Source organism: Thermovibrio guaymasensis, from assembly GCF_003633715.1.
Taxonomy (GTDB): domain Bacteria; phylum Aquificota; class Aquificia; order Desulfurobacteriales; family Desulfurobacteriaceae; genus Thermovibrio; species Thermovibrio guaymasensis.
Genome location: NZ_RBIE01000002.1, coordinates 123,302 through 144,544, shown reverse-complemented (window position 1 = coordinate 144,544; position 21,243 = coordinate 123,302). Strand labels below are relative to the sequence as shown.

Here is a 21,243-nt window from a genome sequence, read left to right as displayed (position 1 = left end):
AATGGCTCAAGTAAAACCTTCAGAGATAAAGCTTCCACCTTTAAAGAAGTTAACGAACTACCCTGAAAAGTTGGCTCCCGGTCACAGACTATGTGCAGGTTGTGGAGCTTCAATTATCATCAGACAGATGTACATGGTTGCAAATGCCCTGGGTTACGAGCTTGTCTGGGCAAATGCAACAGGCTGTGTTGAAGTTTGTACGACGATTTACCCCTACACTTCTTGGAAGTCCCCTTGGATACACAACGCTTTTGAGAACGCTGCAGCGACTATTTCAGGAGTGGAAGCAGCTTATAAAGCTTTAAAGAAAAAGGGCAGACTCCCTTCAGATAAGAAAGTTAAGTTTATAGCCCTTGGTGGAGATGGTGGAACCTACGACATAGGTTTTCAGTCCCTTTCTGGGGCCCTAGAGAGAGGGCATGACTTTGTTTACGTTTGCTACGACAACGAAGCTTACATGAACACTGGAATTCAGCGTTCTTCTGCTACTCCAAAGTACGCAAATACTACAACTCAGCCGGTAGGTTCAGAGAGTTTAGGTAAGCCACAGCATAAAAAGTGGCTTCCTGAAGTTGCTGCTGCCCATGGAATTCCTTACGTTGCTCAGGTTTCTCCTTCCCACTGGAAAGACCTTATGGATAAGTTTAAAAAGGCCCTTTTAACAGAAGGTCCTGCTTTCATTAACGCCTTTTCAGTCTGTCCAAGGGGTTGGAGGAGTAAAGAAGAGGAAGGAATAAAGATTTCAAAGCTTGCAGTTGAGACGAACTACTGGCCCCTTTTTGAAGTTGAGAACGGTAAGTGGAGAATAACCCATAAGCCTAAGAATCCTAAGCCTATTGAAGAGTACCTTAAGCTTCAAGGAAGGTTTAAGCATTTGTTTAAACCAGAAAATCAGGATAAAATTAGAGAGCTGCAGGAAGAAGTTAATAGGCGCTGGGAGTGGCTTAACAAGATGGAAGAACTCACTAATAGGGAAGGGTAATGTTAAGTTTAAGACCAGAAGAGAACGAGAGGTTAAAGGAACTCCTTACAAACCTTAATAATGAGAGTAAGGCTAAAATAGTTCTCCTCATTGATAAGTCTGGACAGTTAATAAGCCGGAGTGATTCTCCGGCTTTTTCTTCAGATGATGTGACTTTTGCCTCTTTAACCGCAGGGAACGTTGCTGCTTCAGAGGCCCTTTCAAAGCTCCTAGGAGATAAAAACTTAAGTCACATGTTTACTGAGACTGAGGAAGAAGGAATTTATATGATATTGATTGCTGATAAGTACATATTAGTTTCAATTTTTGATAAGAAGGTCTCTAACTTAGGTATTGTAAGAGTCAAGATAAAGAAGTATTATTCTGAGTTGGAGAGAATCCTGAGGGAGATAGAAAAGAGAGCTGAGGAGGAAAGTTCTATTCCTACGGAAATTGATGTGGAAGATATAGACCTAGATACTCTCTTTGAGTAGGAGCTTAGATGCCGTTTATAAATTTTGCTACTAAAGAAATTAACTGTAAGATAGTCTATTACGGTCCGGGACTGTCGGGAAAGACGACTAATATAAAATGGATTTACGATCACATAAAACCTGAAAATAAGGGTGAAATGATAACTCTTGCTACTGAAACAGAGAGAACTCTCTTCTTTGATTTCGTTCCCATTGAGGTTTCAAACGTTAGAGGATTTAAAGTAAGGTTTCATCTGTATACGACTCCAGGGCAGATTATCTATCAGGCAAGCAGGAAGTTGATTTTAAAGGGGGTTGACGGTATTGTTTTTGTTGCTGATTCTCAAGAAGAGAGACACGATGCAAATTTAGATACTCTTGATGATATGCTTGAAAACTTGAAGGATTATGAAATTAATATTGAAGAAATACCTCTTGTTTTCCAGTACAACAAGAGAGACCTTCCTAACGTTTTGTCTGTTGAAAAGCTGCGGGCAGACCTTAATAGATGGGGCAGACCTGACTTTGAAGCAATTGCTACAAAAGGGGTGGGTGTTCTTGAAACCTTTAAAGAAATAACAAGACAGGTTTTGAAGAAAATAAAGTCGTGAAAGAGGAAATCCTAAAAGTTCTAAGAAGTTCACTAAAAGAGTTTTACCCTTTACTTTTAAAATCTTTTAATTTAAAACTTCAAAACTTTGGAGATTCAATTGAGACCTGTGCAATTTTAAACGCAAAGAGCGGTAAGTGTCCTTCAGACTGTAAATTTTGCGCTCAGTCTTCAAAGTTTAAGATACCTATAAAGACCTATCCTCTTCTAGATGAAAAGGAACTCTACTCTAGAGCGAAAGAGGTTTTTAATCTTGGAATAAGCAGGTTTAGCTTTGTAATAAGCGGTATTTTTCCAACTAAAGAAGATTTAAGGATTTTAGGACGCGTTATTGAGAAATTAAAGGGAGAAAGTAGTAGCTTTAAGATATGTGCTTCCCTTGGCCAAATCGGTAAAGAGGAGTTGAGGTTCTTAAAAGAGTGTGGACTTGACCGTTATCACCACAACCTTGAAACGTCCCGAGAGTTCTATCCCAAAATATCTACGGTTCAGAGGTGGGAGGACAGGTTAAAAACGGTTCTAAGGGCAAAGGAAGTCGGACTTTCGGTTTGTTGTGGCGGGATTTTTGGTTTGGGAGAGGGAGAGGATGATGTCGTTTCTCTAATAGGGACTTTAAAAGACATCAACGTTGACTCTGTTCCTGTAAATTTCCTCCATCCGATTAAAGGGACTCCTCTAGAAAACGCTAATTACCTTACACCTTTAAAGTGTTTAAAGATTTTAGTTGCTTTAAGGTTTGCCCTTCCTAAAGCTCAAATAAGGGTTTGCGGTGGGAGGGAGTTTAACTTAAGGGAGCTCCAGTCTCTAGCCCTACTCGTTGTTGATTCTCTGATGGTAGGCAACTACCTTACAACGAAGGGAAGGAGTCTAAAAGACGATGCTCAGTTAATTAGGGATATGGGATTTAGGAGTACTTTAAGGTTATGATTTTCTTGTTAAAGAAAGTAATTGGGAACTTCCTAGTTATTCTAGGTCTCTTTATAATTTTTTCTGGTTTAATTTTCGTATTAATCGTAAAGAAACGTTATAGAGCTGCGAAGTTTTTTTTCCTTATTCTTTTTACTTCTCTTTACTTTTTCTCTACAGAACTCGGTAGAGATTTCCTACTAAGACCTCTTGAAAGTAAATACTCCTATCCGAACGTTAAAGAGGTTAACTGTTCTTACATTGTTGTCTTAGGTGGAGGGATTACAGAAAATTCCCCAAATGAAGGAGGTAACCCTTCTGTTAGGGAAGATACGTTATATCGGTTGTATGAAGCCTTTAAGGTTTGGAAGGAGAGGGGTTTTCCTATTGTAGTTACGGGAGGTAAGGTTACTTCCGAATTTGCTGAGGCTCCTGCAATGAAGAAAGTGTTAATCAATTTAGGGGTTCCAAGTTCTGAAATTTTAGTTGAGGACAGGAGTAGGACAACTTTTGAGAATGCCCTTTATACGGCAAAATTAATAGGTAGGGAGAAAATATGTCTTGTAACTTCTGTCTATCACATGCCCCGTAGTGTGGCTATTTTTAAATCCTTTGGGTTTAAAGTAATTCCTATTCCTACCGATTATAGGGTGAGAAATGAGGTTTACAGCTTTTTCTCGTTTTTACCCTTTCCGGAATTTATTAAAGACTCAATTACAGGCTTTAGGGAGTGGATCGGTATTGTCTTTTTTGAACTTTTTTCAAAGTGGCGGGCCCGGGAGGATTCGAACCTCCGACCTACGGATTAGAAGTCCGTTGCTCTATCCAGCTGAGCTACGGGCCCTTGGGAATTTTAGGAGGGATGTAAAATGGTCGGGGCAGCCCGATTTGAACGGGCGACCTCGTGCTCCCAAGGCACGCGCTCTAACCAAGCTGAGCTATGCCCCGAACCTGACGCTGAAAAATTTAGGACAATATTTGGAATTTGGCAAGGGGGAGGTAAAAATTGGAAGTAAAGAATAGGATTTTTAACTGGTTAAGCGAGCTTAAGGAAAAGGAAGTACCTGTGGAGGTTATAGGCTTTTACCAAGAGCTCCCAATAAGGGTAAAGACGAAACTCCTTGATTTTGATGAAAATTTCCTTCAGTGGGAATATAACCCTAAGCTTTACCTTACTGCTTCAGACGATGGGAAGTTCTTCTTTTACTTTAACGACCCTCTCTACAAGGAAAAGAGGCTTCTCGGTGCCGATGTTACTTACTATGGAAATTCCTTCATTGAGACCACTTTTCCTAAACCCTTTTCCGATCCTAGGTTTGGCAGACAGATTGTTAGAGTTACTACGTCTGAAAAGCTTCCGGTAAAGTTCTACCTCCTTTCTGAAAGCGGAGAAGAAATTGCTCTCCCGGTTAGGGATATTTCAGAGGAAGGAGTAGGAGTTGTTGGAGAAAAAGGCTTTTTAAAAGTAGGAGAGCCTATAAAATCGAAGTTGATTCTCCCTAGAGGAGAACTCCTTTTAGAGGGTAAAGTAGTTTCTTCAGAGCCGCTGGGAGATAAGAACAGGTTTGGTATAAAGTTTTCAATTAGAGAGAGGGAGAAGAAACTCTTGAGAGATTACGTTATGGCAAGGCAGAAGGAAATTTTAAGTAAAATAAGGGATTTAGTGGAGTAGTTATGGTTAAGGAAACTTTGGAGGAGTTAAAAAGAGTTTGCCAAAGAGAGAGGGAACTCCTAATAAAATTCCCTCAGGGAGATCCAGAGGAGTTCCTATCCCTTCAGGAGGAAAAGAGGAAACTTTTAACGAAACTTTCCCAGTACGATTTAGAGGAGATTAAACCTTTTGAGGAGATTGTTAGGGAGATTAAGGAGATTCAAGAGTCTGTGAAGGCTCTTTTACTTAGCAACATTACCTTTATAGAGGAGCTCTTTAAGGAACTTTTCCCTTCTTCGGGGGAAACTTACACTCCGTCAGGGAAGACTTCTTTCTTTAAGAGAAAAGTTTAAACTTAACAAGGTTATCTCCGATAATGGTTAAAAAGGTTTGAGAGGTGGTGATGTCTCTCTTTGGAGCTCTCTCAATAGCAAGCCAGGCCCTGCTATCAAACAGAATTGCCGTAAACTCTACGACGAAGAACATCAATAACTCCTACACTGAAGGTTACTCCAGGGAAGAACCTGTATTTGCCGATGTTCCCGGATCTGGAGTTTCAGTTGAGGAGCTCCGTAGGGTATTCAGCAGGGCTCTCTTTAAACAGTACGTAAGTGCTAATCAGGAAAGGGAGGCCTATTCTCAGGAAAGCACAATTCTCTCTCAAATAGAGTCTGTATTTAACGATGCAACTGGAAGTGGCTTTAGTGAAGCTTTAAACTATTTCTTCTCCTCCCTTCACGATGTGGCCCTTAACCCTGATGATATTGCAGCAAGGGAGAGTTTCTTAGGGGCTGCACGAACCTTGATAGGAAGAATAAGGCAGAGTTACAGTTCCTTGGAGGAGATAGGGGAAACTTACTACGGAAAACTCCTTAATAGCGTTGACAGGCTTAATCAGCTTTTAAAAGAACTATCTCAAGTTAACAAATTTATTCCTCTATCTAAAGGTTCTCCAACTTACAACCAGTACTTAGATCAGAGGGATAAGCTCATAGAGGAGATAAGCTCTTTTATAGAGACAAAGGTTACTTTTAACGAAGATGGAACTGTTAACCTCTATACCGCCAAAGGTTTTGCCCTCGTTCTGAAGGATAGGGCCTTTAAGGTTTCGGCTGATAGGGACAGTAGTGGAATTCACTTAAAGGTTAACGGTAGTGACATCTCTTCTTCCTTAAAAAAGGGCTCAATAGGTGGAATTCTCTCCGGAATCGGTTTGGTTGAGGAGTGGAAGAGTAGGCTGAATAAGTTTACCTCAGTATTTGCCGAAAAGGTAAACCAGCAGCATAAAGCAGGCTATGACCTTTACGCTAACAAAGGAGGTGATCTTTTTACCTCAGATAACGGTCAGCCTGTAGATGCTTCAAATATCGTTTTGGCCTTTGACGATCCAAAGAAGTTAGCCGCTGCATCCTCTACTTCAAACTTGAATGCCGATAACGAAAACGTTAAAGCCCTTATAGCGCTCGGGCAGGAGAAGTTTTCTGAGCTGAACGATTTGAGCTTTGGGGAGTTCTACGCAAGTGAAATAGTTTCAGCCCTCGGTTCTAAAGTTGCAAGTGTGAAAAATCTTTACGAAAACAGCACCTTGAGGTTTAATGCAGTTAAGGAGAAGGTAAAGGAGCTTTCTGGAGTCAACGTTGATGAAGAAATGATTAAACTTACTAAGTTTCAGAAGGCTTATCAGGCGGCAGCAAGGGTTGTAACGGTTTCCGATGAACTCCTTGAAACAGTCCTTGGAATGGTGAGGTAGTCATGAGGGTTTCAGGCGACCTGATCTATGACATCTTAGTTAAGTATGATAGGCAGAGGAATACTCAGCTTACGAGGAAGACGGAAGAGCTTTCCTCCGGAAAGTCCATACTAGCTCCCTCAGATAGCCCCGTTGACTTTGCACGCTCCTTAAGGTTAAAGCGCTTTTCAGAGAGACTTGATAGGCTGAATAAGAATATAGATATTATCTCCTCTTTCCTAGACTCTGCTGAGTCAACGGTAAACTCTGCAATTAACGTCCTTCAGGAGGCCAGAGTAAAGTTTATACAGCTTTTAAACACCGGTACTATTACTCAGGATGATGCAAAGACCCTTGCCGATTACTTTGAGAGTTTAAAGAATTACGTTATTAAACTTGGAAACGTTAAAGTCGGTGACTCTTACCTGTTTGGGGGAGTTAAAACTCAAACTCCTCCCTTTTCCTCTGATGGAACCTATCAAGGTTCAGCCCAGGAGACGACAGTTCCAATTGCCCCTGGGGTTGAGCAGAATACGAACTTTAACGGCGAGAATTACTTTGCAGTTAATAAGGTTTCAAATAGAGTTCTTGCAGTTGAGGTTCTGGATAAAGTCATTGAGATTATTCAGTCTGGCAATTTAAATGACCTCCATACTCAGGAGATATCGGTTGACCTCGGAGATGGAACTAAGAGTATGAAGCTCCTAGATGCTTTTGATGCTGCCCTATCAAGGATGATGGAGTACCGTTCAATTTTGGGAACTAAGCGAAGGGTTACCTCTGATCTAAAGGTTCAAAATGAATCAATGTCTTTAAGGTTGAGAGAGCTGAACTCAGAGTTAACAGATACAGACTACCCTAAAGCTATAGCAGAGTATGAAAAGGCTAAGACGGCATATCAAGCTCTCCTTGCGGCAATTTCAAACGTTCAGAACATCTCTATACTTAACTTTTTAAAGTAATGGCAATATTTAGCTGCTACGTTGACGTTGAGAGGTTTTTGGGGGAGCCCGTTAAGGAGCTTGCCCTCTTTTTAAGCTGTTTAAGGAGAGAGGATAGGCTCTCTGTAATATCCACAATTGCCCGCTTCTTTCAAGAGGTTGATCACTTAAGTGAGTTTTACAGGTTCAGAAAGGAGAGGAAGGAAGAGTTCCTTTCTTCCCTTCCAATTTCTTCAGGTGAGAGGAATGCTCTTTGGCACCTTATAGAGAACTTCTTCCTGAGGCAGTCTGAAAACTCCTCCGGAAAGCCTATTCCCCAGGATGACCTTATAGCCCTCAGGAAAGGTAGGTTGTTTGAAGAGCTCGTCTACCATCTGGGACCGGTTAGTAAAGAGAAAGTTGAGCTTACGTCTATGCACTGTCAACCTATGGTTAACAGGAAAAGGGTTGAGATTAGGTGCAAAAACAGGGTACTTTCAAATAAGAACCTTGACGTCGTATTCTGGGGAAAAGGTTACGTTGAAGGGTACGAGTGTAAGGGAAACGTCCAGTTCTTCCTTGAGCTTGGTTTAAGGGGTGGTGAGAGGGGGAGGAAGGTAAGGGAGAAGGTTATGTACCTTAATCAGCTTGGACGCTTCCTATCTTTCTTTTTCAGAGAGGTTAGAGTTTACCTTGCCAGCTTTGCTCCAGATGTGGACTTAAAAAGGTGCAGGGAGCTCGCCCTCCAGTACGTTCGTGAATGTGGAAGGAGGGAGCTCCACTTTGAAATCATTACTGTTGAAGACTTTATTCGCTATCTTTAATGTTTACTCTCTCCTCATAAGTTGGCTTTTGAACTTTGTAGAAAATCCCGATGGGAATCCTTACGTCTTCATCGTCCCTGTTGTAGTCCCACTCCCTTGCCTTTTCCATCGCCTTTTCAAAGTCTGTAAAGTCGTGTCCTTCATCTTCAAGCTTGTAGCAGTGTTTCCTGTAAAAGGGAAAAGTGTTAAAGAAGGAGACGCAGGGTTGAAGGACGTCTATGAAAGAGAAACCTCTGTGTTTTACGGCCTCTTTAAAGAGCCATTTAAGGTGCTGGATGTCTCCTGAAAATCCCCTTGCAACAAAAGTTGCTCCTGCTGAGAGCATTAGGGCTACTGGGTTCATGGGGTCTTCTGGCGGGCCCTCAGGCGTTGACTTCCCTTTGAAGCGGGAAGGGGAGGTGGGGGTAAACTGGCCGGTTGTAAGGCTGTAAGACCTGTTATCGTGGACCACTGCAGTTATATCTACGTTCCTCTTTGCTGCGAAGATAAGGTGGGAGATTCCCTCTGCGTAGATATCTCCATCTCCTACAAAGCCGACGCACACGAGTTTACCCTTTATAAGCTTTGCTCCCTCCAAATTACTTAGTGCCCTTCCGTGTATTGAGTAGAAGCTGTTTAGGTTTAGGTAGTCTGCTATTTTCCCGTGGCACCCTATTCCTGAGGCTACTACAAAGTTTTCAACCGGTATTTCGGAGGAGAGCTCCTTAACTGCCTCCTCAAAGGCCTTCAGTATTCCGAAGTTTCCACAGCCGGGACACCACGTATTCTCTGCGTAAGTTTTAAGCTCCATCTCTCCCTCCCAAGAACTCCTTTAGCTCTTCTTTAAATATGGGCCTTGTGTCGTACTTCCTGAACCTACTGTTTGCCTTTATTCCGTAAAGGTTAAGGAGTTTCTCAAACTGTCCCGATATTGAGAGCTCCACAACGGTTAGCTCTTTAGCCTTTCCTATTTCCTCCTTTAGCCTTTCAGAAGGGAAAGGTTCAAGGTAGTTTGGCTTTACGACCTTAAAGCCCAGCTCATCCCCAACTTCACAGCAAACTCCCCAGTTCTCCCCCCAAGTTAGTATGACCCTATCGGAACTTAAGTCTCCTCCTACCGATACAGACTCTTTGTCGTTCCTTACGAACTCTTCAACTGTTCTCCTCTTCCTCTCCCTCTTTTCCTTCATACGGTTAATTTCAACCGGTTCTTCCGTCGTTATTCCGAAGGGGTCGTGTTCGTAGCTGTTGAACTTAACAACTGCTCCCTTGGTTCCGGGAAACGCTAGGGGGGATACTCCATCGTCTGTTATTTCGTACCTCCTGTACTCTCCCTCTCCGTTCCACAGCTTTGGCTCCTCAACTAGCTTTTCCCTCTTTATCTCTTGAGTGAAGAAGCTCTCTGCAACGTTCTTACTTGAAAGAATTATCACGGGAGTTTGAAACTTCCACGCTAGGTTCATTGCCTTCCTTGAGAAGAGGTAGCTCTCCTTTGCATCTGAAGGGGCAAGGACTATCCTGGGGAAGTCTCCGTGGCCTGCAAAGAGGGCAAAGAGCAGGTCTGACTGTTCAGTGTAGGTTGGAACGCCTGTTGAGGGAGCTCCCCTCTGGGCCTCGTATATAACAACTGGAGTTTCGCTCATTCCTGCAAGGCTTAAGGTCTCTGTCATAAGGGCAAAACCTCCACCGGAAGTTCCTGTCATTGCCCTTCCTCCAGCGTAAGCTGCCCCTAGAACCATGTTTATTGCTCCTATTTCGTTCTCAGGTTGAACGACCTTTATTCCAAGTTCCCTTTTGTGAGAAGCTAAGAAGTGAAGAACGGGAGAGGCCGGCGTCATCGGGTAGGCTATGTAGATTTTTAACCCTCCGTCAACTGCCCCAAGGGCAATAGCTTCACTTCCAGATATGTAGTCTCCCTTTATCCCTTCAACTTCAACCAGCTCCTCTATTTCCTCTGCGATCTCGTACGCCTGAAGGAAGATCCTTTCGTTCTCCTGGTAGTCGGGAAGTTCCCTTAGGACGCTCAGCCCTTCTTCGTAAGGAATTTTGAAGGTCTTTAAGAGAGCTCCCAAGATGGCAGAGCTCCTCTTTACTCCTTTTGCCAGTTTCCTAAAGGGGACTTTAACGTTTCCCGGAAGTTCTGAATCAACTATCCACTTTGTATTTTCCTTAGCGTTTTCTCTGTGCTTTTCCAAGCTCTTTGAGTCAAGGGCTACAATGTAGTCAACTTTCTTAACGGGAGCAAATACGTCCTCGTTTGAAAACCTTACTATTGAGAAATTGTGTCCTCCCCTTATCAGTGAAGAGTAGTCGTGGTAGGTAAATACGCTGTAGCCTATGTTTGTTAAAACTCTTGAGAAAAGGTTAGCAGACTCTTTAACTCCTTCACCTGCTTCCCCCCCTATTAGAACTGAGAGCTCCATCTCTCCCTCCTGAAATTTTCTCTCTCCTTAAGAGCTTATCCTTATACATTCTATCATCGGCCAGTTTTATTAAGTATTTCTGGATGTCTGAGATGCTTTTATCTTCCCAATTTGGGAGTTCATCTGGAAATAAGGCAATTCCGTAGCTGAAGGAAACTTGATACTCTTTAAAGTAATCGTTGAACTTTTTCCTTATCCTCTCAAACCTTTCCTTTATGGACTCCTTAGTTATGTCAACTCCTTCAAAGAGAACTACAAACTCATCTCCCCCGAACCGGGCAATAATGTCTGATTTCCTTATCTCCCTTTTAAAGAACTCTGCTATCTCTTTCAGTAGGATATCTCCCTTTTCATGGCCGAAGAGGTCGTTAACCTGTTTGAAGTTGTCAATGTCAATAAAGACTAAGGCAATTTTTTTGCCAAACTCCTCCTCCCTCTGAATTCTTAAGATGGAGGCTTTCAGGAAATCAAAGAAGAAGTACCTGTTGTAAAGGGAAGTTAAAGGGTCTTTAGTGGCTAAGTTGAAGAATTCCTTTGCCTGCTTTTCTTTTAACTGGAGTAAAGAGTTGTACTTCTCAGTTATTTCTTCAAGTAAGTTCCTTAAAAGTTGAAGTAAAACTCTGTCTCTGGTCATCACTTCTCCTTGAGAGCAACAATTAACGACGTCTCGTTGTAAAGCTTTACCTTTTTGAGGCCTCTATCAGGCCCTATCTCCCCGTAGGTGAAAAATCCAAAGAGGTGGGAGTTTAAAGCGGAAGAGTAGATTTCCGGTTCCTTCTCGCTTTTATCGTCCAGGAGGAACTGGCGGGCCGTGCACGAAAAGTTAATTATTAAATCTACAATTCCTATTTTCCTCTTAACTTCCTTAGCAACTCGTTTAGATCCCTCTAGCAAATCCTCTGGGAAAGCAAAACTCAACTTAAACCTCGTTCCCTCTTTTACCTCCCCGTGAACTTCCAGGTATTCATCGGTTAACTTAGCCGGAGTTCTTATAGTGGCGACGTATCCTTCTTTGTCGTCAATGATATAGAGGGGAATAAACCAGAGGATTTTTTCTTTCTCCTCTATGCCCTTGAGGAGTTTTCTAAATAGGAGGGGTGCAGGCTTTTCGTCAATTTCGTAAATCCTTCTGTTTTTTGCTTTTGTGATTGTGTAGGTAACGCCGTAGGGCTTAAATCCTAAAGCTATGCCTATCTGGAATGAAAAGTTCTTCAGGGATAAAAAATTCCGCCCCTATCAATTATTCCGTTTTTTGTAAAGACCTTTGTTTTTTTCCCTGAGGCTAAACCGCCTATTACGTTATTTATTGGTCTGTACTTAAGTCCTTCAGAGAGGTGATTAACGAAGGAATCTACACTTTCATTGGTAGAACCTATAAACAGGTGAATCCAGTTCTTTTTCTCGTTTATGAGTAAAATAATATCGTTTAACGATTTTCTGTCCCCGTAGTCTCGAATTTCTTTTAGTGAAAAGTCCCCTGAGTTTGTAAAGTAGAGTGCACAGGCCGTTACTCCCTGAACTAATGAAGAGTCTTTAAAGGCATCTAGTGCGTTAAAAGCGATGAAATTTTCAGTTTTAAAAGTCCTTTCTACACTTGGAATGACGTACTCTTCAGGGTACTTATCTGATACGGCAAGTATTAGGAAATCTGGTTCCTTTTTTAGCTTTTCCCTAATTTCTTCAAGTGCTAGGATAAGAGTGGGAGAAGTGCTTGATACAACGGATGTCTTCAAAACTCCTCCATAATTAGACGTTTACAATAAACGATATATCCTAAATTTATTTTACTACATCGTGGGAACTTAACTGCCCTTTGATTTCCACAGGCTCTTTACGGCCCTTAAGGGTTCTTTAAATACCGGAACTGAATCACTTTTCAGTATTTCAATTCCCAGTTTTACAGAGTGGCCTCCCATCAGGCACGCAACTACTGGCCTTTTTGAAATTTCCCTAAACCTCACAATTTCGTGAGCTATCTGGGGGATGTCCGTCATTGACTGAGGGGTTACGATTACTAGGGAGAAATCCCAACCTTCATACTTTGATAGGACGTTAAAGGCTTTTCTGTACCTATCTGAAGTTGCATCTCCTATTAAGTCAACAGGATTTATTTTGCTCCAGTTTGGAGGGAGGAAGGCTGAGAGCTCCTCTTTAACAGGTTCAATATCTGCAAGCTCAATTCCGAAAGTTTCTGCGTAATCCGACGCAAGGGTTCCCGGTCCTCCGGCGTTTGTTACTATCAGCAGTCTATTTCCCTCTATTCTTCCGTAAACCCTTAACAGCTGGCATACGTCAAATGCCTCCTCAAGGCACTCTGCAACTATTCCTCCTTTACTCTCAACGCAGTCCTTAAAGAGCTTGTAGTCTCCAGCCAGAGAGCCTGTGTGGGATGATGCAGCCCTCTTTCCAGCCTCTCCCCTTCCTGCCTTTATGAATACTGACGGTTTCCTTTTTAGGAAGTTGAGGAGCTCCCTTCCCAGCTCTACCCCTTCAACGTAGGCAAGTATGACCTTTGTCTCCTCTTTCCTCGTTGCAAGTTCAAAGGTTTCTGTTATCTCAATGTCTGACTGGTTCCCAAGGCTTATAATCTCTGAAAAGCCTATTTTCTCCTCGTTTGCCCTGTCAATTACGGCGGTTATTAGAGCTCCGCTCTGGGATAGGAAGGAGATATCTCCCGGGGGAGGGGTTACTGAGGAGAAAGATGCGTTCAGCCCGAGGGATGGAACTATGAAGCCTAGAGTGTTGGGCCCTAAAATTCTCATTCTGAAATTCTTTGCCTTTTCTACCAGTTCCCTCTCAAGCTCTGCTCTTCCGGCCTCTTTAAAGCCTGCCGTTATAACTACAGAGAGTTTGACTCCTTTCTTTCCACACTCTTCAACCACTTTAAGGGTAACTTCCGGAGGAACTGCTATTAAGGCACACTCAACCGGCGATGGAACGTCAAGTATAGAGGGGTAGCACTTAAAACCTAAAACTTCCTCATACTTTGGGTTTACAGGGAAGACTTTTCCCCTAAACCTTTCAAGGTTCCTTAAAAGGGCGTAGCCCGCTTTCTTGGGGTTCTTTGAAGCTCCTATTACTGCAATAGAGCTCGGCCTAAAGAGGTTTTCCGGAAGTTCTCTAAACTCCTTCCTTTTAGGTAGTGGAGATAAAAATCCTTTAGCGTCTGCGGGAGCTACCCTATCTTCAGAGATAAAGACGGGGTTAAGATCAAGCTCCTCAATTTCGGGTTTTTTCCTGCAGAGCTCTTTAACCTTTTCTAAAAAATCAACGAAGAGTTCTAAGTTCCCTCTAAGTCCCCTAAATCCCCCTATCAGTTTTATAAGTTTTGTTTCCCTTAATTTCTTTAGAGTCTCTTCCCTATCGGCCGAGATAGGTATAAAGACGACGTCCTTAAAGAGCTCAACGAAGATTCCCCCGCTTCCCGCCCCTACAGTGTGGAGGAATGAAGGATCCCTTTTAACTCCAACGAAGGCTTCAATTCCTTTTAGCTCTTCAACTATTAAAAATCCCTCGGCCTGGGGGAACTTCCTTGAGAGCTCCTCAATCTTCCCATTTAATTCTTCCTTTGAGTAGACCTTTAAAACTCCTCCAACTTCGCTCTTATGGTAGATTCTGCTTGAAACTACCTTTAGGTAGGCTGGGAAAATCTCCCACTTTGGAGTTTCTCCCCTCTTTACGAAGAGGTACTTTGGGGTCGGAGCTCCAACCTCTTTAAGGAGTAAGTAGACCTCAGGCTCTGTAATGGGTTTTTTCTTTAAATCCACCTTTTCCTCTTAAAGTAGTAGATGAGGCTTACACTAATGAGGAACATAAATAAGGATATCACAGCTATTCCGTAGCTCTTTTGGGCAAGGGGCAGGTTCTCAACGTTCATTCCGTAGAAGGAGGATATGAACATTAGAGGCTCAAGGACGGCAACGAAAATCGTTAGGGTTTTCATAATTTCGTTAAGCTTAAAGGAGACTAGAGAGGAAAAGACGTTTAAGACGTTCTGGATGAACTCGTGAAGGGTTTCAGCCCTATCGTAGAGGATACTTATCTCGTCAAGTAGGTCTCTAAAGTAGTGGACGTTTTCCGGGCTTGAGAACTTTCCACAGTAGGACATTCCCAGCTTAAATGAATCCCTTATCTGCTTTAAAGCTCTCCTTAGAGTCAATATTTCGTATGAAAGGTCGGAAATGTCCTCAAGGAGCTCTGGGTTTTGCTCCTTAAAGACTTTGGCTTCAATGTCGTCTGCCTGCTCTTCAAGTATATCCGTTACCTGTTTGAACTTTTCCGTTATTATGGATGATATTATCCAGAGGACCTTTTCCGTTCCCTCTTTGAAGGGCTCGTCCTCTAGGGATAGTTCTTTCTTTGCCTCCTCAAATAGCCTCCTGCTGCCTATTGTTACTATAAAGTCCTTTCCCCAGAATATACAGAGCTTCTTCTGCCTGCTTATTCCTCCGTCATAGTATACCAGGAGGAAAAATATGTAACTGTCAAAGTTTTCAATCTTTGAGCGCTCCTCAGTCTTACAGTCCTCAATTGAGAGCTCATTAACTTTAAACTCTTTGCTTAGGAGCTCCTCAGCCTGCTCGTCAATCCTTCTAAGGTGTATCCAGATGGGTCTCTTCTTCAGGAAGGTGGGGTTTTCTATGAGGGCAGAAATGGGAGAGGTTACCGTTGTTAAGGTTTTGCCCGAAGGAACGACGAGCCAGGCTACGTTTTCCATTATAACTTCCTGTCAAAGAAAATGTTCTTTCCACTGATTGAGAGAGGTATTCCGTAACCCAGCTTTACCTTTTCAGGGACAAACCCTCCAAAGATTGCAGCTTTTCCGAAGGAGAACATAACTCTGTTGTCAATGTTGTTATCACTTGCAACTTTTACTGCTGAACCTATTGCAATTCCCAAATCTCCAACTGCGTATGAACAGTAAGCCCCTGCCTTAACTGACCTTTCACAGTCTTCAAAACCGCAGAAACCGCAAAAAGGAACTCCTCTAGGTTTAACTTCCGTTCCTATAAATACCACTAAGAGGGAGTCCCTAATGTTCCTTGCATCCCTTATGAAGAAGGGAATTTCCCTTTCTTTTCCAATCTTTTCCATTAAATCTGCAACCCTTTCCTTTTCCTCACCTTCAAAAATTTTCGTATATATGAGATTTACGCCTTTCCCCTTAGGTGCAGTTATGGCGCTACAGCACATAAGTTCTGCCACGTTCTTTACTGCCCCATAGTAAGGGAAGCTCATCACTCCTCCAGGGCCCTTTCAAGTTCTTTTATGGCTTTTTCAGGGTTAAGTCTGTGGGCTTTAAATACCTCTTCTAAGGGCTCGTCTTTGAAACCTTCACAGTAGACACACTCTTCTATTAGGCTGTAAAGCTTCTCTTTCAGTTGGGGGAACTTCTCCAGACACTCCCTAAGGGTCATCTGAAGGGTGGGCTTTTCCAACTTAACTACTCCTTGTGGTTTTAGGGGCCCAGGGGCCCCAGTTTTTTACATTGTGAGGTCAAGTATTCTTCCAGCCCTTTCAATGTCCTCACTTGAAGGCTTCCTTACGGCTGGGTCAACTTCCTTCATAATCCTAGCAAGGATGTAGAGGAGAGTTCCGACAATTTCAGGGAGTTTCTTCTCAAGCTCTGCCTCAAGTGGGTACTTTAGAGGAGGTTTTGTTGCGAGGAAGTCAAGGATGTCCTGGAGTGGGAGCTCCTCTTCAAGGGCCTTAAACTTCTGGATTGACTCAAGGAAGCCCTTTGTAAGTGGAACGTCACACTCCCAAATTACCTCTCTGCCGTTGAACTTTGCGTTTCTCTCTCCTATGAGGAGGAGGTCGTAGAGTTTCTTCTCTACGATGTCTGTAATTTCCTTGGCCTTGTTCTTATCAATATCAAGGCCTGCCGCTTTCCTCATAAGGGCTTCTAGTTTGGCAAATCCGACTACTGCCATCTTCTCCCTCCTTTGGGTATTTTTTTCTACTGCTTGAAATTTAAGTTTTCCAAAGCCTTATATCAACGCTATAATTTACCTACATTCTGAATTAAGAGGAGAAGCAATGGATAGAAAGGTTATAGAGAGCCACGTAACTTGGGAGGAGTACCAGAGGATAAAGGAGCTCCTTGGAAGGGAGCCAAACCTGGTTGAGCTTGGGATTTTCTCTGCAATGTGGTCTGAACACTGCTCTTATAAGTCTTCAAGGCCTCACTTAAAGAAGTTCCCGACTAAAGCTCCCTGGGTTGTTCAGGGTCCCGGTGAAAATGCCGGAATAATAATGGTTGACGAGGAGAAGGAGATATGTGCAGCCTTCAAGGTTGAGTCCCACAACCACCCCTCCTACATTGAGCCCTTCCACGGGGCTGCAACTGGAGTTGGGGGGATTTTGAGGGACGTCTTTACAATGGGAGCTCGTCCGGTTGCCTGTATGGACTCTCTGAGGTTTGGAGAGCTCCACGATCCGAAGATGCGCTACGTTGCCAAAGGGGTCGTTTCAGGAATAAGCCACTACGGAAACTGCGTTGGAGTTCCAACTGTTGGGGGAGAGGTTTACTTTGATTCCTGTTATCAGACAAACCCCCTCGTAAACGCCTTTGCCCTTGGAATAGTTAGGAAGGATAATATCTTCTACGCCAGGGCTGCAGGGGTTGGAAACCCTGTTATATACGTTGGAGCCAAGACGGGAAGGGATGGAATCCATGGGGCAACTATGGCCTCAGAGGAGTTTTCCTCTGAGGAGGAGGTTGAAAAGAAGGTAAACGTTCAGGTTGGCGACCCATTTATGGAGAAATTGTTGATAGAGGCCTGCCTTGAGGCTATGGAGAAGGAAGGTATAGTTGCTATTCAGGACATGGGAGCGGCTGGATTAACTTCCTCTTCCGTTGAGATGGCCTCCCGAGGCGGGGTTGGGGTGGAGCTCTGGCTTGATAGGGTTCCTACTAGGGAAGAGGGAATGACTCCCTACGAGATAATGCTTTCAGAGTCCCAGGAGAGGATGCTGGTAGTTTGTGAGAAGGGGAAAGAAGAGGAGATAATGGAGGTCTTCCGCAAGTGGGACCTTGATGCCGTCGTCATAGGGGAGGTTATTTCTGAGCCTGTTTTAAGGCTTTATTGGCACGGTGATAAAGTTGCAGAGCTCCCTATAAAGGCCTTAACAGACGAGGCCCCCGTTTACTACCGCCCCTTTAAAGTTCCTAAGTACATCCTTGAAAATGCCTCTTACGACCAGAGGGAGATTCCCGAGCCTGAAGATTACAACCAGGTGGTTAGGGAACTCCTATCCTCACCGACAATTGCAAGTAAGAGGTGGATTTGGGAGCAGTACGACCACATGGTTCAGATAAACACTGTTGTCTATCCGGGTTCAGACGCTGCCCTTTTAAGGGTTAAGGGTAGTAAGAAGGGAATAGCTATAAGCTCAGACTGTAACTCAAGGTACTGTTACCTGAACCCTTACGAAGGAGGGAAGATAGCAGTTGCCGAGGCAGCGAGGAACGTTGCCTGTACCGGTGCCGTTCCGAGAGCTATAACCGACTGTCTCAACTTTGGAAGTCCAGAGGACCCTGAGATTATGTGGCAGTTTGTAAAGGCTACAGATGGAATGGCCGATGCCTGTAAAGTCCTTGAAACTCCAGTTGTCAGTGGAAACGTTAGCTTCTACAACGAGACGAAAACTGAGGATGGAAAGAGGGCGGTATATCCAACTCCTACAGTAGTGTGCGTTGGCGTTATTGATGACGTTGAGAAGAGGATGACCTCAGATTTTAAAGATGAGGGAGACTACATAATCCTCCTTGGGGAGAATACTGGTAACGTTTCAGGTTCAGAGTATCAGAAGTTGAGAACTGGAGGTATTAAGGGTAGGGGACAGTCGGTAGATTTAAGGTTTGAAAAGACCCTTCAGGAAGCCTTGATAGAGGCTATAAAGGAGGGACTGATAAAACATGCCCACGACGTTAGTGAAGGCGGTATTGCTGTAAACCTCTTTGAGTCTGCTTTTCCACGGGAGCTCGGCTTTACCGTTGAGTTTGACGACGATTTAAGGAGCGACTTCCTCCTCTTCGGGGAGGAGCAGAGCAGAGTTGTTGTTTCAACCTCTCCCGAGAATTTAGAAGAAGTTCTTGATTTCTTCAAAAAGAGAACCGTTCCTGCAAAGGTTATAGGAAGGGTTGGTGGAGAGGAAGGAGTTATTAAGCATAAGGGTAAAGAGCTTGTAAGGTTAAGTATAAAAGAGGCAAAAGAGATTTATGAATCATCTTTAGAGAAGAAGTTATTAGGTGAGTGAGAGCTCTTTAGTCCCTGATAAGTTCTACTTAGTTTACAGGGTCGGGAGGCTGACATTCTCGGTTGGCCTCCTCTTCCTCCTCCTTTCAATTTCCTCCGTCTCAAAGGCCTTTTTTGATAATTATTCATTTGTCGTTCTCAGTATTTACTCTGTAGTTAGCGCTTTTATTTTCTTCTTCTCCAAGAGGCCCCATCTCTTTGAATTCTTACTTGATGAGCTCTTCCTATTCCTATTAGTATTTAAGGGAGCTTTTTCCTACACTTTCTTTTCCCTCTTCCTCTTCTTTCCCGTCTTCTTTTCAGAACTCTTTTTGGGCTTTCCCTACGGGTATACCGTTCTCTTTATCGGAGTTTTCCTTCAATTTCTCTACTTTCAGATAGTCTACGGGGGTTTTGACTTCCTCGTTCTCGTTCAGTTTATCTTAAGTAGCGGAGCTCTGATTTTGATGATGCTCGCTGCCAAGAGGCTTAAAAGCAGGTTTGAAGTTCAGGAAAAGTACATAAGGATGCTTGAGAGGGAAAGGAGAGAGGCCGAGTTCTACAAGAGGCTTTACGAGATAAGTGCAGACCTTGCCCACGAGCTTAAAAATCCCCTTGCTTCAATTAAAGGTTCTGTGGAGCTCATGCTTGAGGGTAAAAGGAGTGATAATTTGCTTAGGATCATAAAACGAGAAACTGAGAGGTTGGATTCAATAATAAAGGATTTCCTGGTTTTGGGTAAGCCTGCTTCTGAAGAAAGGATTCCTATCTCTCTTACTAAAGTAGTAAAGGATGTTATTGCATCTACTTTTCCTAAGGGAAAGGAAATGGATTTTGTTTGTAAGGAAGACCTTATGGTCCTTTCGGATCCTAGAGCTCTGCGCTCAGCAGTTGAGAACTTACTTATTAATGCTCTTCAGTGGTCTAAGACTAAGGTTAGGGTAACTCTTTCCCGTGAGGGAAACTGGGCTGTTTTGACAGTTGAAGATGACGGCCCCGGCGTTCAAGAAGAAGACAGGAGTAGAATTTTTGAGCCTTTCTTTTCAAAGAGGGATGGAGGTTCGGGTCTTGGCCTTGCAATAGTTAAGAAGTTTATCTTTGATATGGGCGGTTTTATTTTAGTTGATAGGAGCCTTCTGGGAGGAGCTAAGTTTAGTATGAAGTTACCAATTTACAGGGAGAGTGATGAGAGTTCTAATACTTGAGGATGAAGTTTCCTTAAGGGAGATACTTAGACTGATACTTGAAGACTTTAACTACCAGGTTGAAGAGACGGAAACTTTAGAGGAAGCAAGAAAGAAGTTAAAGGAAGGTGAGTTTGACCTTGTTCTTGTAGATTTGCGCCTTCCCGACGGTTCGGGGATGGAGGTTGTGAGGGAAATTAAGGAGAAGACCCCTGAAACCGAAGTGATAATAATTACTGCTTTTGCCTCAACTGAGACAGTTAAGGAGGCCTTTGAGCTTGGAGTTTACGACTACGTGGAAAAACCCTTTAATTTAGACGATTTAAAGCTCCTCATAAGGAACGTTTCAGACAAAATATTTCTAAAAAAGAGTTTTTCCTCTAGTGAGGTTCCCGGTCTTATAGGAAGGAGTAAGGTTATTGAGAGGTTAAAGGAAAAGATAAAGAAGATAGCTCCCTACGACGTTAACGTTCTTGTGCTGGGAGAAAGCGGTGTTGGTAAGGAGGTAGTTGCAAAGGCTATTCACAGCTTGAGCCCTCGGAAAGGAGCTCCTTTTGTTGCCATAAACTGTGCTGCCCTTCCTCCAGAACTTCTAGAGAGTGAGCTCTTCGGCTATAGGAGAGGAGCCTTTACAGGAGCAGTCTCCAATAAAAAGGGTCTTATAGAGAAAGCGGATGGAGGAACTCTTTTCCTTGACGAGATTGGAGATATGCCCCTTCCTCTCCAGGCTAAGCTCTTAAGGTTCCTTGAGACAAGACGGTTCATTCCCCTCGGTTCAACTGAGGAGAAAGAGGTAGACGTAAGAGTTATTGCTGCAACCAACAAGAACCTTAAGGAGGAGATAAGGAAGGGGAACTTTAGGGAAGATCTTTACTACAGGTTGGCAACTATAGTGATTGAGATTCCTCCTTTGAGGGAAAGGAGAGAGGATATTCCCCTTCTGGTTGAGTACTTTGCCAGGGAGTTTTCAAGGAAGTACGGAAAGGAGATTAAGAGGATTTCGTCGGGGTTTATCAACTACTTGATGGAGCTCCCCCTTGAGGGGAACGTGAGGGAACTTAAGAATATCGTTGAAAGGGAAGTTATCCTCCTTGAAGATGGGGTTTTAGGTGCTGGGTTTTCTGGAGGTAGGGAGCTCTGTGTCAATAGGGTAGAGATTCCGGAGGAGGGAGTTAATCTGAAGGAGGTACTCAGTAACGTTGAGAGGGATTACCTATTTGCCGCTTTAGAAAAAGCAGGAGGAGTTAAAACGAAAGCAGCTAAACTTCTTGGACTTACTTTAAGGGAGTTTAGGTACAGGCTGAGTAAATACCTCCCCCAGAAAGGGGAGGTAGAAAGGTAAA

Annotated in this window: 23 protein-coding genes and 2 tRNA genes; 13 read left to right on the top strand and 12 right to left on the bottom strand. The window is 43.3% G+C overall.

Annotated features, from left to right (window positions below):
• Position 1: 1 nt before the first annotated feature.
• The 5 genes from C7457_RS05910 to C7457_RS09025 are packed head-to-tail and all read left to right on the top strand — an operon-like array spanning position 2 to position 3,759.
• Positions 2–982, top strand: coding sequence for a thiamine pyrophosphate-dependent enzyme (locus C7457_RS05910; RefSeq protein ID WP_121171033.1), 981 nt, complete (start codon positions 2–4; stop codon positions 980–982).
• Positions 982–1,455: a roadblock/LC7 domain-containing protein gene (locus tag C7457_RS05905; RefSeq protein ID WP_121171032.1), complete on the top strand. Its 474-nt coding sequence runs from the start codon at positions 982–984 to the stop codon at positions 1,453–1,455. The genes C7457_RS05910 and C7457_RS05905 overlap by 1 nt, the downstream gene beginning before the upstream one ends.
• Positions 1,456–1,463: 8 nt before the next feature.
• Positions 1,464–2,045, top strand: a complete 582-nt coding sequence (locus C7457_RS05900) for a GTP-binding protein (protein WP_121171030.1) — start codon at positions 1,464–1,466, stop codon at positions 2,043–2,045.
• Positions 2,042–2,971: a biotin synthase BioB gene (gene bioB, locus C7457_RS05895; protein WP_121171028.1), complete on the top strand. Its 930-nt coding sequence runs from the start codon at positions 2,042–2,044 to the stop codon at positions 2,969–2,971. Before C7457_RS05900 ends, bioB begins: the two co-directional genes overlap by 4 nt.
• Positions 2,968–3,759 carry a YdcF family protein gene (locus C7457_RS09025; protein ID WP_121171383.1) on the top strand — a complete coding sequence of 264 codons (792 nt, stop codon included), beginning with the start codon at positions 2,968–2,970 and terminating at the stop codon, positions 3,757–3,759. The genes bioB and C7457_RS09025 overlap by 4 nt, the downstream gene beginning before the upstream one ends.
• On the opposite strand, the gene C7457_RS05885 is transcribed toward C7457_RS09025, so the two are convergent.
• Positions 3,718–3,794: transfer RNA gene (locus C7457_RS05885), tRNA-Arg, on the bottom strand. The genes C7457_RS09025 and C7457_RS05885 overlap by 42 nt on opposite strands.
• 26 nt (positions 3,795–3,820) lie before the next feature.
• Positions 3,821–3,898: transfer RNA gene (locus tag C7457_RS05880), tRNA-Pro, on the bottom strand.
• Between the two features lie 58 nt (positions 3,899–3,956).
• Between C7457_RS05880 and C7457_RS05875 the strand changes: the two genes are divergently transcribed.
• From C7457_RS05875 to C7457_RS05855, 5 genes are read left to right on the top strand one after another with little or no spacing between them, the layout of a single operon-like run.
• Positions 3,957–4,622, top strand: coding sequence for a PilZ domain-containing protein (locus C7457_RS05875; protein ID WP_121171025.1), 666 nt, complete (start codon positions 3,957–3,959; stop codon positions 4,620–4,622).
• Between the two features lie 2 nt (positions 4,623–4,624).
• On the top strand, positions 4,625–4,954 hold the full coding sequence (locus C7457_RS05870) for a hypothetical protein (protein ID WP_121171023.1): 330 nt from the start codon (positions 4,625–4,627) through the stop codon (positions 4,952–4,954).
• Positions 4,955–5,004: 50 nt separating this feature from the next.
• Positions 5,005–6,351 (top strand): flagellar hook-associated protein FlgK, encoded by a 1,347-nt coding sequence (gene flgK, locus C7457_RS05865; RefSeq protein WP_121171021.1) that lies wholly within the window; start codon positions 5,005–5,007, stop codon positions 6,349–6,351.
• Positions 6,352–6,353: 2 nt separating this feature from the next.
• On the top strand, positions 6,354–7,292 hold the full coding sequence (flgL, locus tag C7457_RS05860; RefSeq protein ID WP_121171019.1) for a flagellar hook-associated protein FlgL: 939 nt from the start codon (positions 6,354–6,356) through the stop codon (positions 7,290–7,292).
• Positions 7,292–8,074, top strand: a complete 783-nt coding sequence (locus C7457_RS05855) for a hypothetical protein (RefSeq protein WP_121171017.1) — start codon at positions 7,292–7,294, stop codon at positions 8,072–8,074. The genes flgL and C7457_RS05855 overlap by 1 nt, the downstream gene beginning before the upstream one ends.
• On the opposite strand, the gene C7457_RS05850 is transcribed toward C7457_RS05855, so the two are convergent.
• The 10 genes from C7457_RS05850 to C7457_RS05800 all read right to left on the bottom strand — a co-directional run bounded on the left by C7457_RS05850 (position 8,058) and on the right by C7457_RS05800 (position 16,409).
• Positions 8,058–8,864, bottom strand: coding sequence for a thiamine pyrophosphate-dependent enzyme (locus tag C7457_RS05850; protein WP_121171015.1), 807 nt, complete (start codon positions 8,862–8,864; stop codon positions 8,058–8,060). The two genes, C7457_RS05855 and C7457_RS05850, sit on opposite strands and share 17 nt — an antisense overlap.
• Complete coding sequence (locus C7457_RS05845; RefSeq protein ID WP_121171013.1) at positions 8,854–10,476, bottom strand: 2-oxoacid:acceptor oxidoreductase subunit alpha; 1,623 nt, start codon at positions 10,474–10,476, stop codon at positions 8,854–8,856. The genes C7457_RS05850 and C7457_RS05845 overlap by 11 nt, the downstream gene beginning before the upstream one ends.
• The gene (locus C7457_RS05840) at positions 10,439–11,110 is read right to left on the bottom strand and encodes a GGDEF domain-containing protein (RefSeq protein ID WP_121171011.1); all 672 of its coding nucleotides are present in this window, start codon (positions 11,108–11,110) and stop codon (positions 10,439–10,441) included. The genes C7457_RS05845 and C7457_RS05840 overlap by 38 nt, the downstream gene beginning before the upstream one ends.
• On the bottom strand, positions 11,110–11,691 hold the full coding sequence (locus C7457_RS05835) for an FIST C-terminal domain-containing protein (RefSeq protein ID WP_425480010.1): 582 nt from the start codon (positions 11,689–11,691) through the stop codon (positions 11,110–11,112). Before C7457_RS05835 ends, C7457_RS05840 begins: the two co-directional genes overlap by 1 nt.
• Positions 11,688–12,209, bottom strand: coding sequence for a hypothetical protein (locus tag C7457_RS05825; RefSeq protein ID WP_121171007.1), 522 nt, complete (start codon positions 12,207–12,209; stop codon positions 11,688–11,690). Before C7457_RS05825 ends, C7457_RS05835 begins: the two co-directional genes overlap by 4 nt.
• A gap of 69 nt (positions 12,210–12,278) precedes the next feature.
• Entirely contained in the window at positions 12,279–14,243 is a 1,965-nt protein-coding gene (locus tag C7457_RS05820) for an acetate--CoA ligase family protein (protein WP_121171005.1), read from the bottom strand.
• A complete protein-coding gene (locus C7457_RS05815; RefSeq protein ID WP_121171003.1) occupies positions 14,234–15,193 on the bottom strand; it encodes a magnesium transporter CorA family protein in 960 nt (319 codons plus the stop codon). Before C7457_RS05815 ends, C7457_RS05820 begins: the two co-directional genes overlap by 10 nt.
• Entirely contained in the window at positions 15,193–15,714 is a 522-nt protein-coding gene (locus tag C7457_RS05810) for a ferredoxin domain-containing protein (protein WP_121171001.1), read from the bottom strand. The genes C7457_RS05815 and C7457_RS05810 overlap by 1 nt, the downstream gene beginning before the upstream one ends.
• Positions 15,714–15,914 carry a hypothetical protein gene (locus C7457_RS05805; protein ID WP_121170999.1) on the bottom strand — a complete coding sequence of 67 codons (201 nt, stop codon included), beginning with the start codon at positions 15,912–15,914 and terminating at the stop codon, positions 15,714–15,716. Before C7457_RS05805 ends, C7457_RS05810 begins: the two co-directional genes overlap by 1 nt.
• Positions 15,915–15,959: 45 nt before the next feature.
• Positions 15,960–16,409, bottom strand: a complete 450-nt coding sequence (locus C7457_RS05800; protein WP_121170996.1) for a DUF1931 family protein — start codon at positions 16,407–16,409, stop codon at positions 15,960–15,962.
• Positions 16,410–16,515: 106 nt separating this feature from the next.
• Between C7457_RS05800 and purL the strand changes: the two genes are divergently transcribed.
• The 3 genes from purL to C7457_RS05785 are packed head-to-tail and all read left to right on the top strand — an operon-like array spanning position 16,516 to position 21,242.
• Positions 16,516–18,738 carry a phosphoribosylformylglycinamidine synthase subunit PurL gene (gene purL / locus C7457_RS05795; RefSeq protein ID WP_121170994.1) on the top strand — a complete coding sequence of 741 codons (2,223 nt, stop codon included), beginning with the start codon at positions 16,516–16,518 and terminating at the stop codon, positions 18,736–18,738.
• The gene (locus C7457_RS05790; RefSeq protein ID WP_121170992.1) at positions 18,731–19,921 is read left to right on the top strand and encodes a two-component system sensor histidine kinase NtrB; all 1,191 of its coding nucleotides are present in this window, start codon (positions 18,731–18,733) and stop codon (positions 19,919–19,921) included. The genes purL and C7457_RS05790 overlap by 8 nt, the downstream gene beginning before the upstream one ends.
• A complete protein-coding gene (locus C7457_RS05785) occupies positions 19,902–21,242 on the top strand; it encodes a sigma-54-dependent transcriptional regulator (RefSeq protein WP_121170990.1) in 1,341 nt (446 codons plus the stop codon). Before C7457_RS05790 ends, C7457_RS05785 begins: the two co-directional genes overlap by 20 nt.
• Position 21,243 lies beyond the last annotated feature (1 nt).

Bases quoted from the DNA above. Each gene is read 5' to 3' on its own strand.
- C7457_RS05785 (WP_121170990.1), top strand. From the start codon at position 19,902: ATGAGAGTTCTAATACTTGAGGATGAAGTTTCCTTAAGGGAGATACTT.
- purL (WP_121170994.1), top strand. From the start codon at position 16,516: ATGGATAGAAAGGTTATAGAGAGCCACGTAACTTGGGAGGAGTACCAG.
- C7457_RS05850 (WP_121171015.1), bottom strand. From the start codon at position 8,864: ATGGAGCTTAAAACTTACGCAGAGAATACGTGGTGTCCCGGCTGTGGA.
- C7457_RS05900 (WP_121171030.1), top strand. From the start codon at position 1,464: ATGCCGTTTATAAATTTTGCTACTAAAGAAATTAACTGTAAGATAGTC.
- C7457_RS05800 (WP_121170996.1), bottom strand. From the start codon at position 16,409: ATGGCAGTAGTCGGATTTGCCAAACTAGAAGCCCTTATGAGGAAAGCG.
- flgK (WP_121171021.1), top strand. From the start codon at position 5,005: ATGTCTCTCTTTGGAGCTCTCTCAATAGCAAGCCAGGCCCTGCTATCA.
- C7457_RS05870 (WP_121171023.1), top strand. From the start codon at position 4,625: ATGGTTAAGGAAACTTTGGAGGAGTTAAAAAGAGTTTGCCAAAGAGAG.
- C7457_RS05845 (WP_121171013.1), bottom strand. From the start codon at position 10,476: ATGGAGCTCTCAGTTCTAATAGGGGGGGAAGCAGGTGAAGGAGTTAAA.
- C7457_RS09025 (WP_121171383.1), top strand. From the start codon at position 2,968: ATGATTTTCTTGTTAAAGAAAGTAATTGGGAACTTCCTAGTTATTCTA.
- C7457_RS05905 (WP_121171032.1), top strand. From the start codon at position 982: ATGTTAAGTTTAAGACCAGAAGAGAACGAGAGGTTAAAGGAACTCCTT.
- C7457_RS05810 (WP_121171001.1), bottom strand. From the start codon at position 15,714: ATGAGCTTCCCTTACTATGGGGCAGTAAAGAACGTGGCAGAACTTATG.
- C7457_RS05840 (WP_121171011.1), bottom strand. From the start codon at position 11,110: ATGACCAGAGACAGAGTTTTACTTCAACTTTTAAGGAACTTACTTGAA.
- flgL (WP_121171019.1), top strand. From the start codon at position 6,354: ATGAGGGTTTCAGGCGACCTGATCTATGACATCTTAGTTAAGTATGAT.
- C7457_RS05815 (WP_121171003.1), bottom strand. From the start codon at position 15,193: ATGGAAAACGTAGCCTGGCTCGTCGTTCCTTCGGGCAAAACCTTAACA.
- C7457_RS05910 (WP_121171033.1), top strand. From the start codon at position 2: ATGGCTCAAGTAAAACCTTCAGAGATAAAGCTTCCACCTTTAAAGAAG.
- C7457_RS05855 (WP_121171017.1), top strand. From the start codon at position 7,292: ATGGCAATATTTAGCTGCTACGTTGACGTTGAGAGGTTTTTGGGGGAG.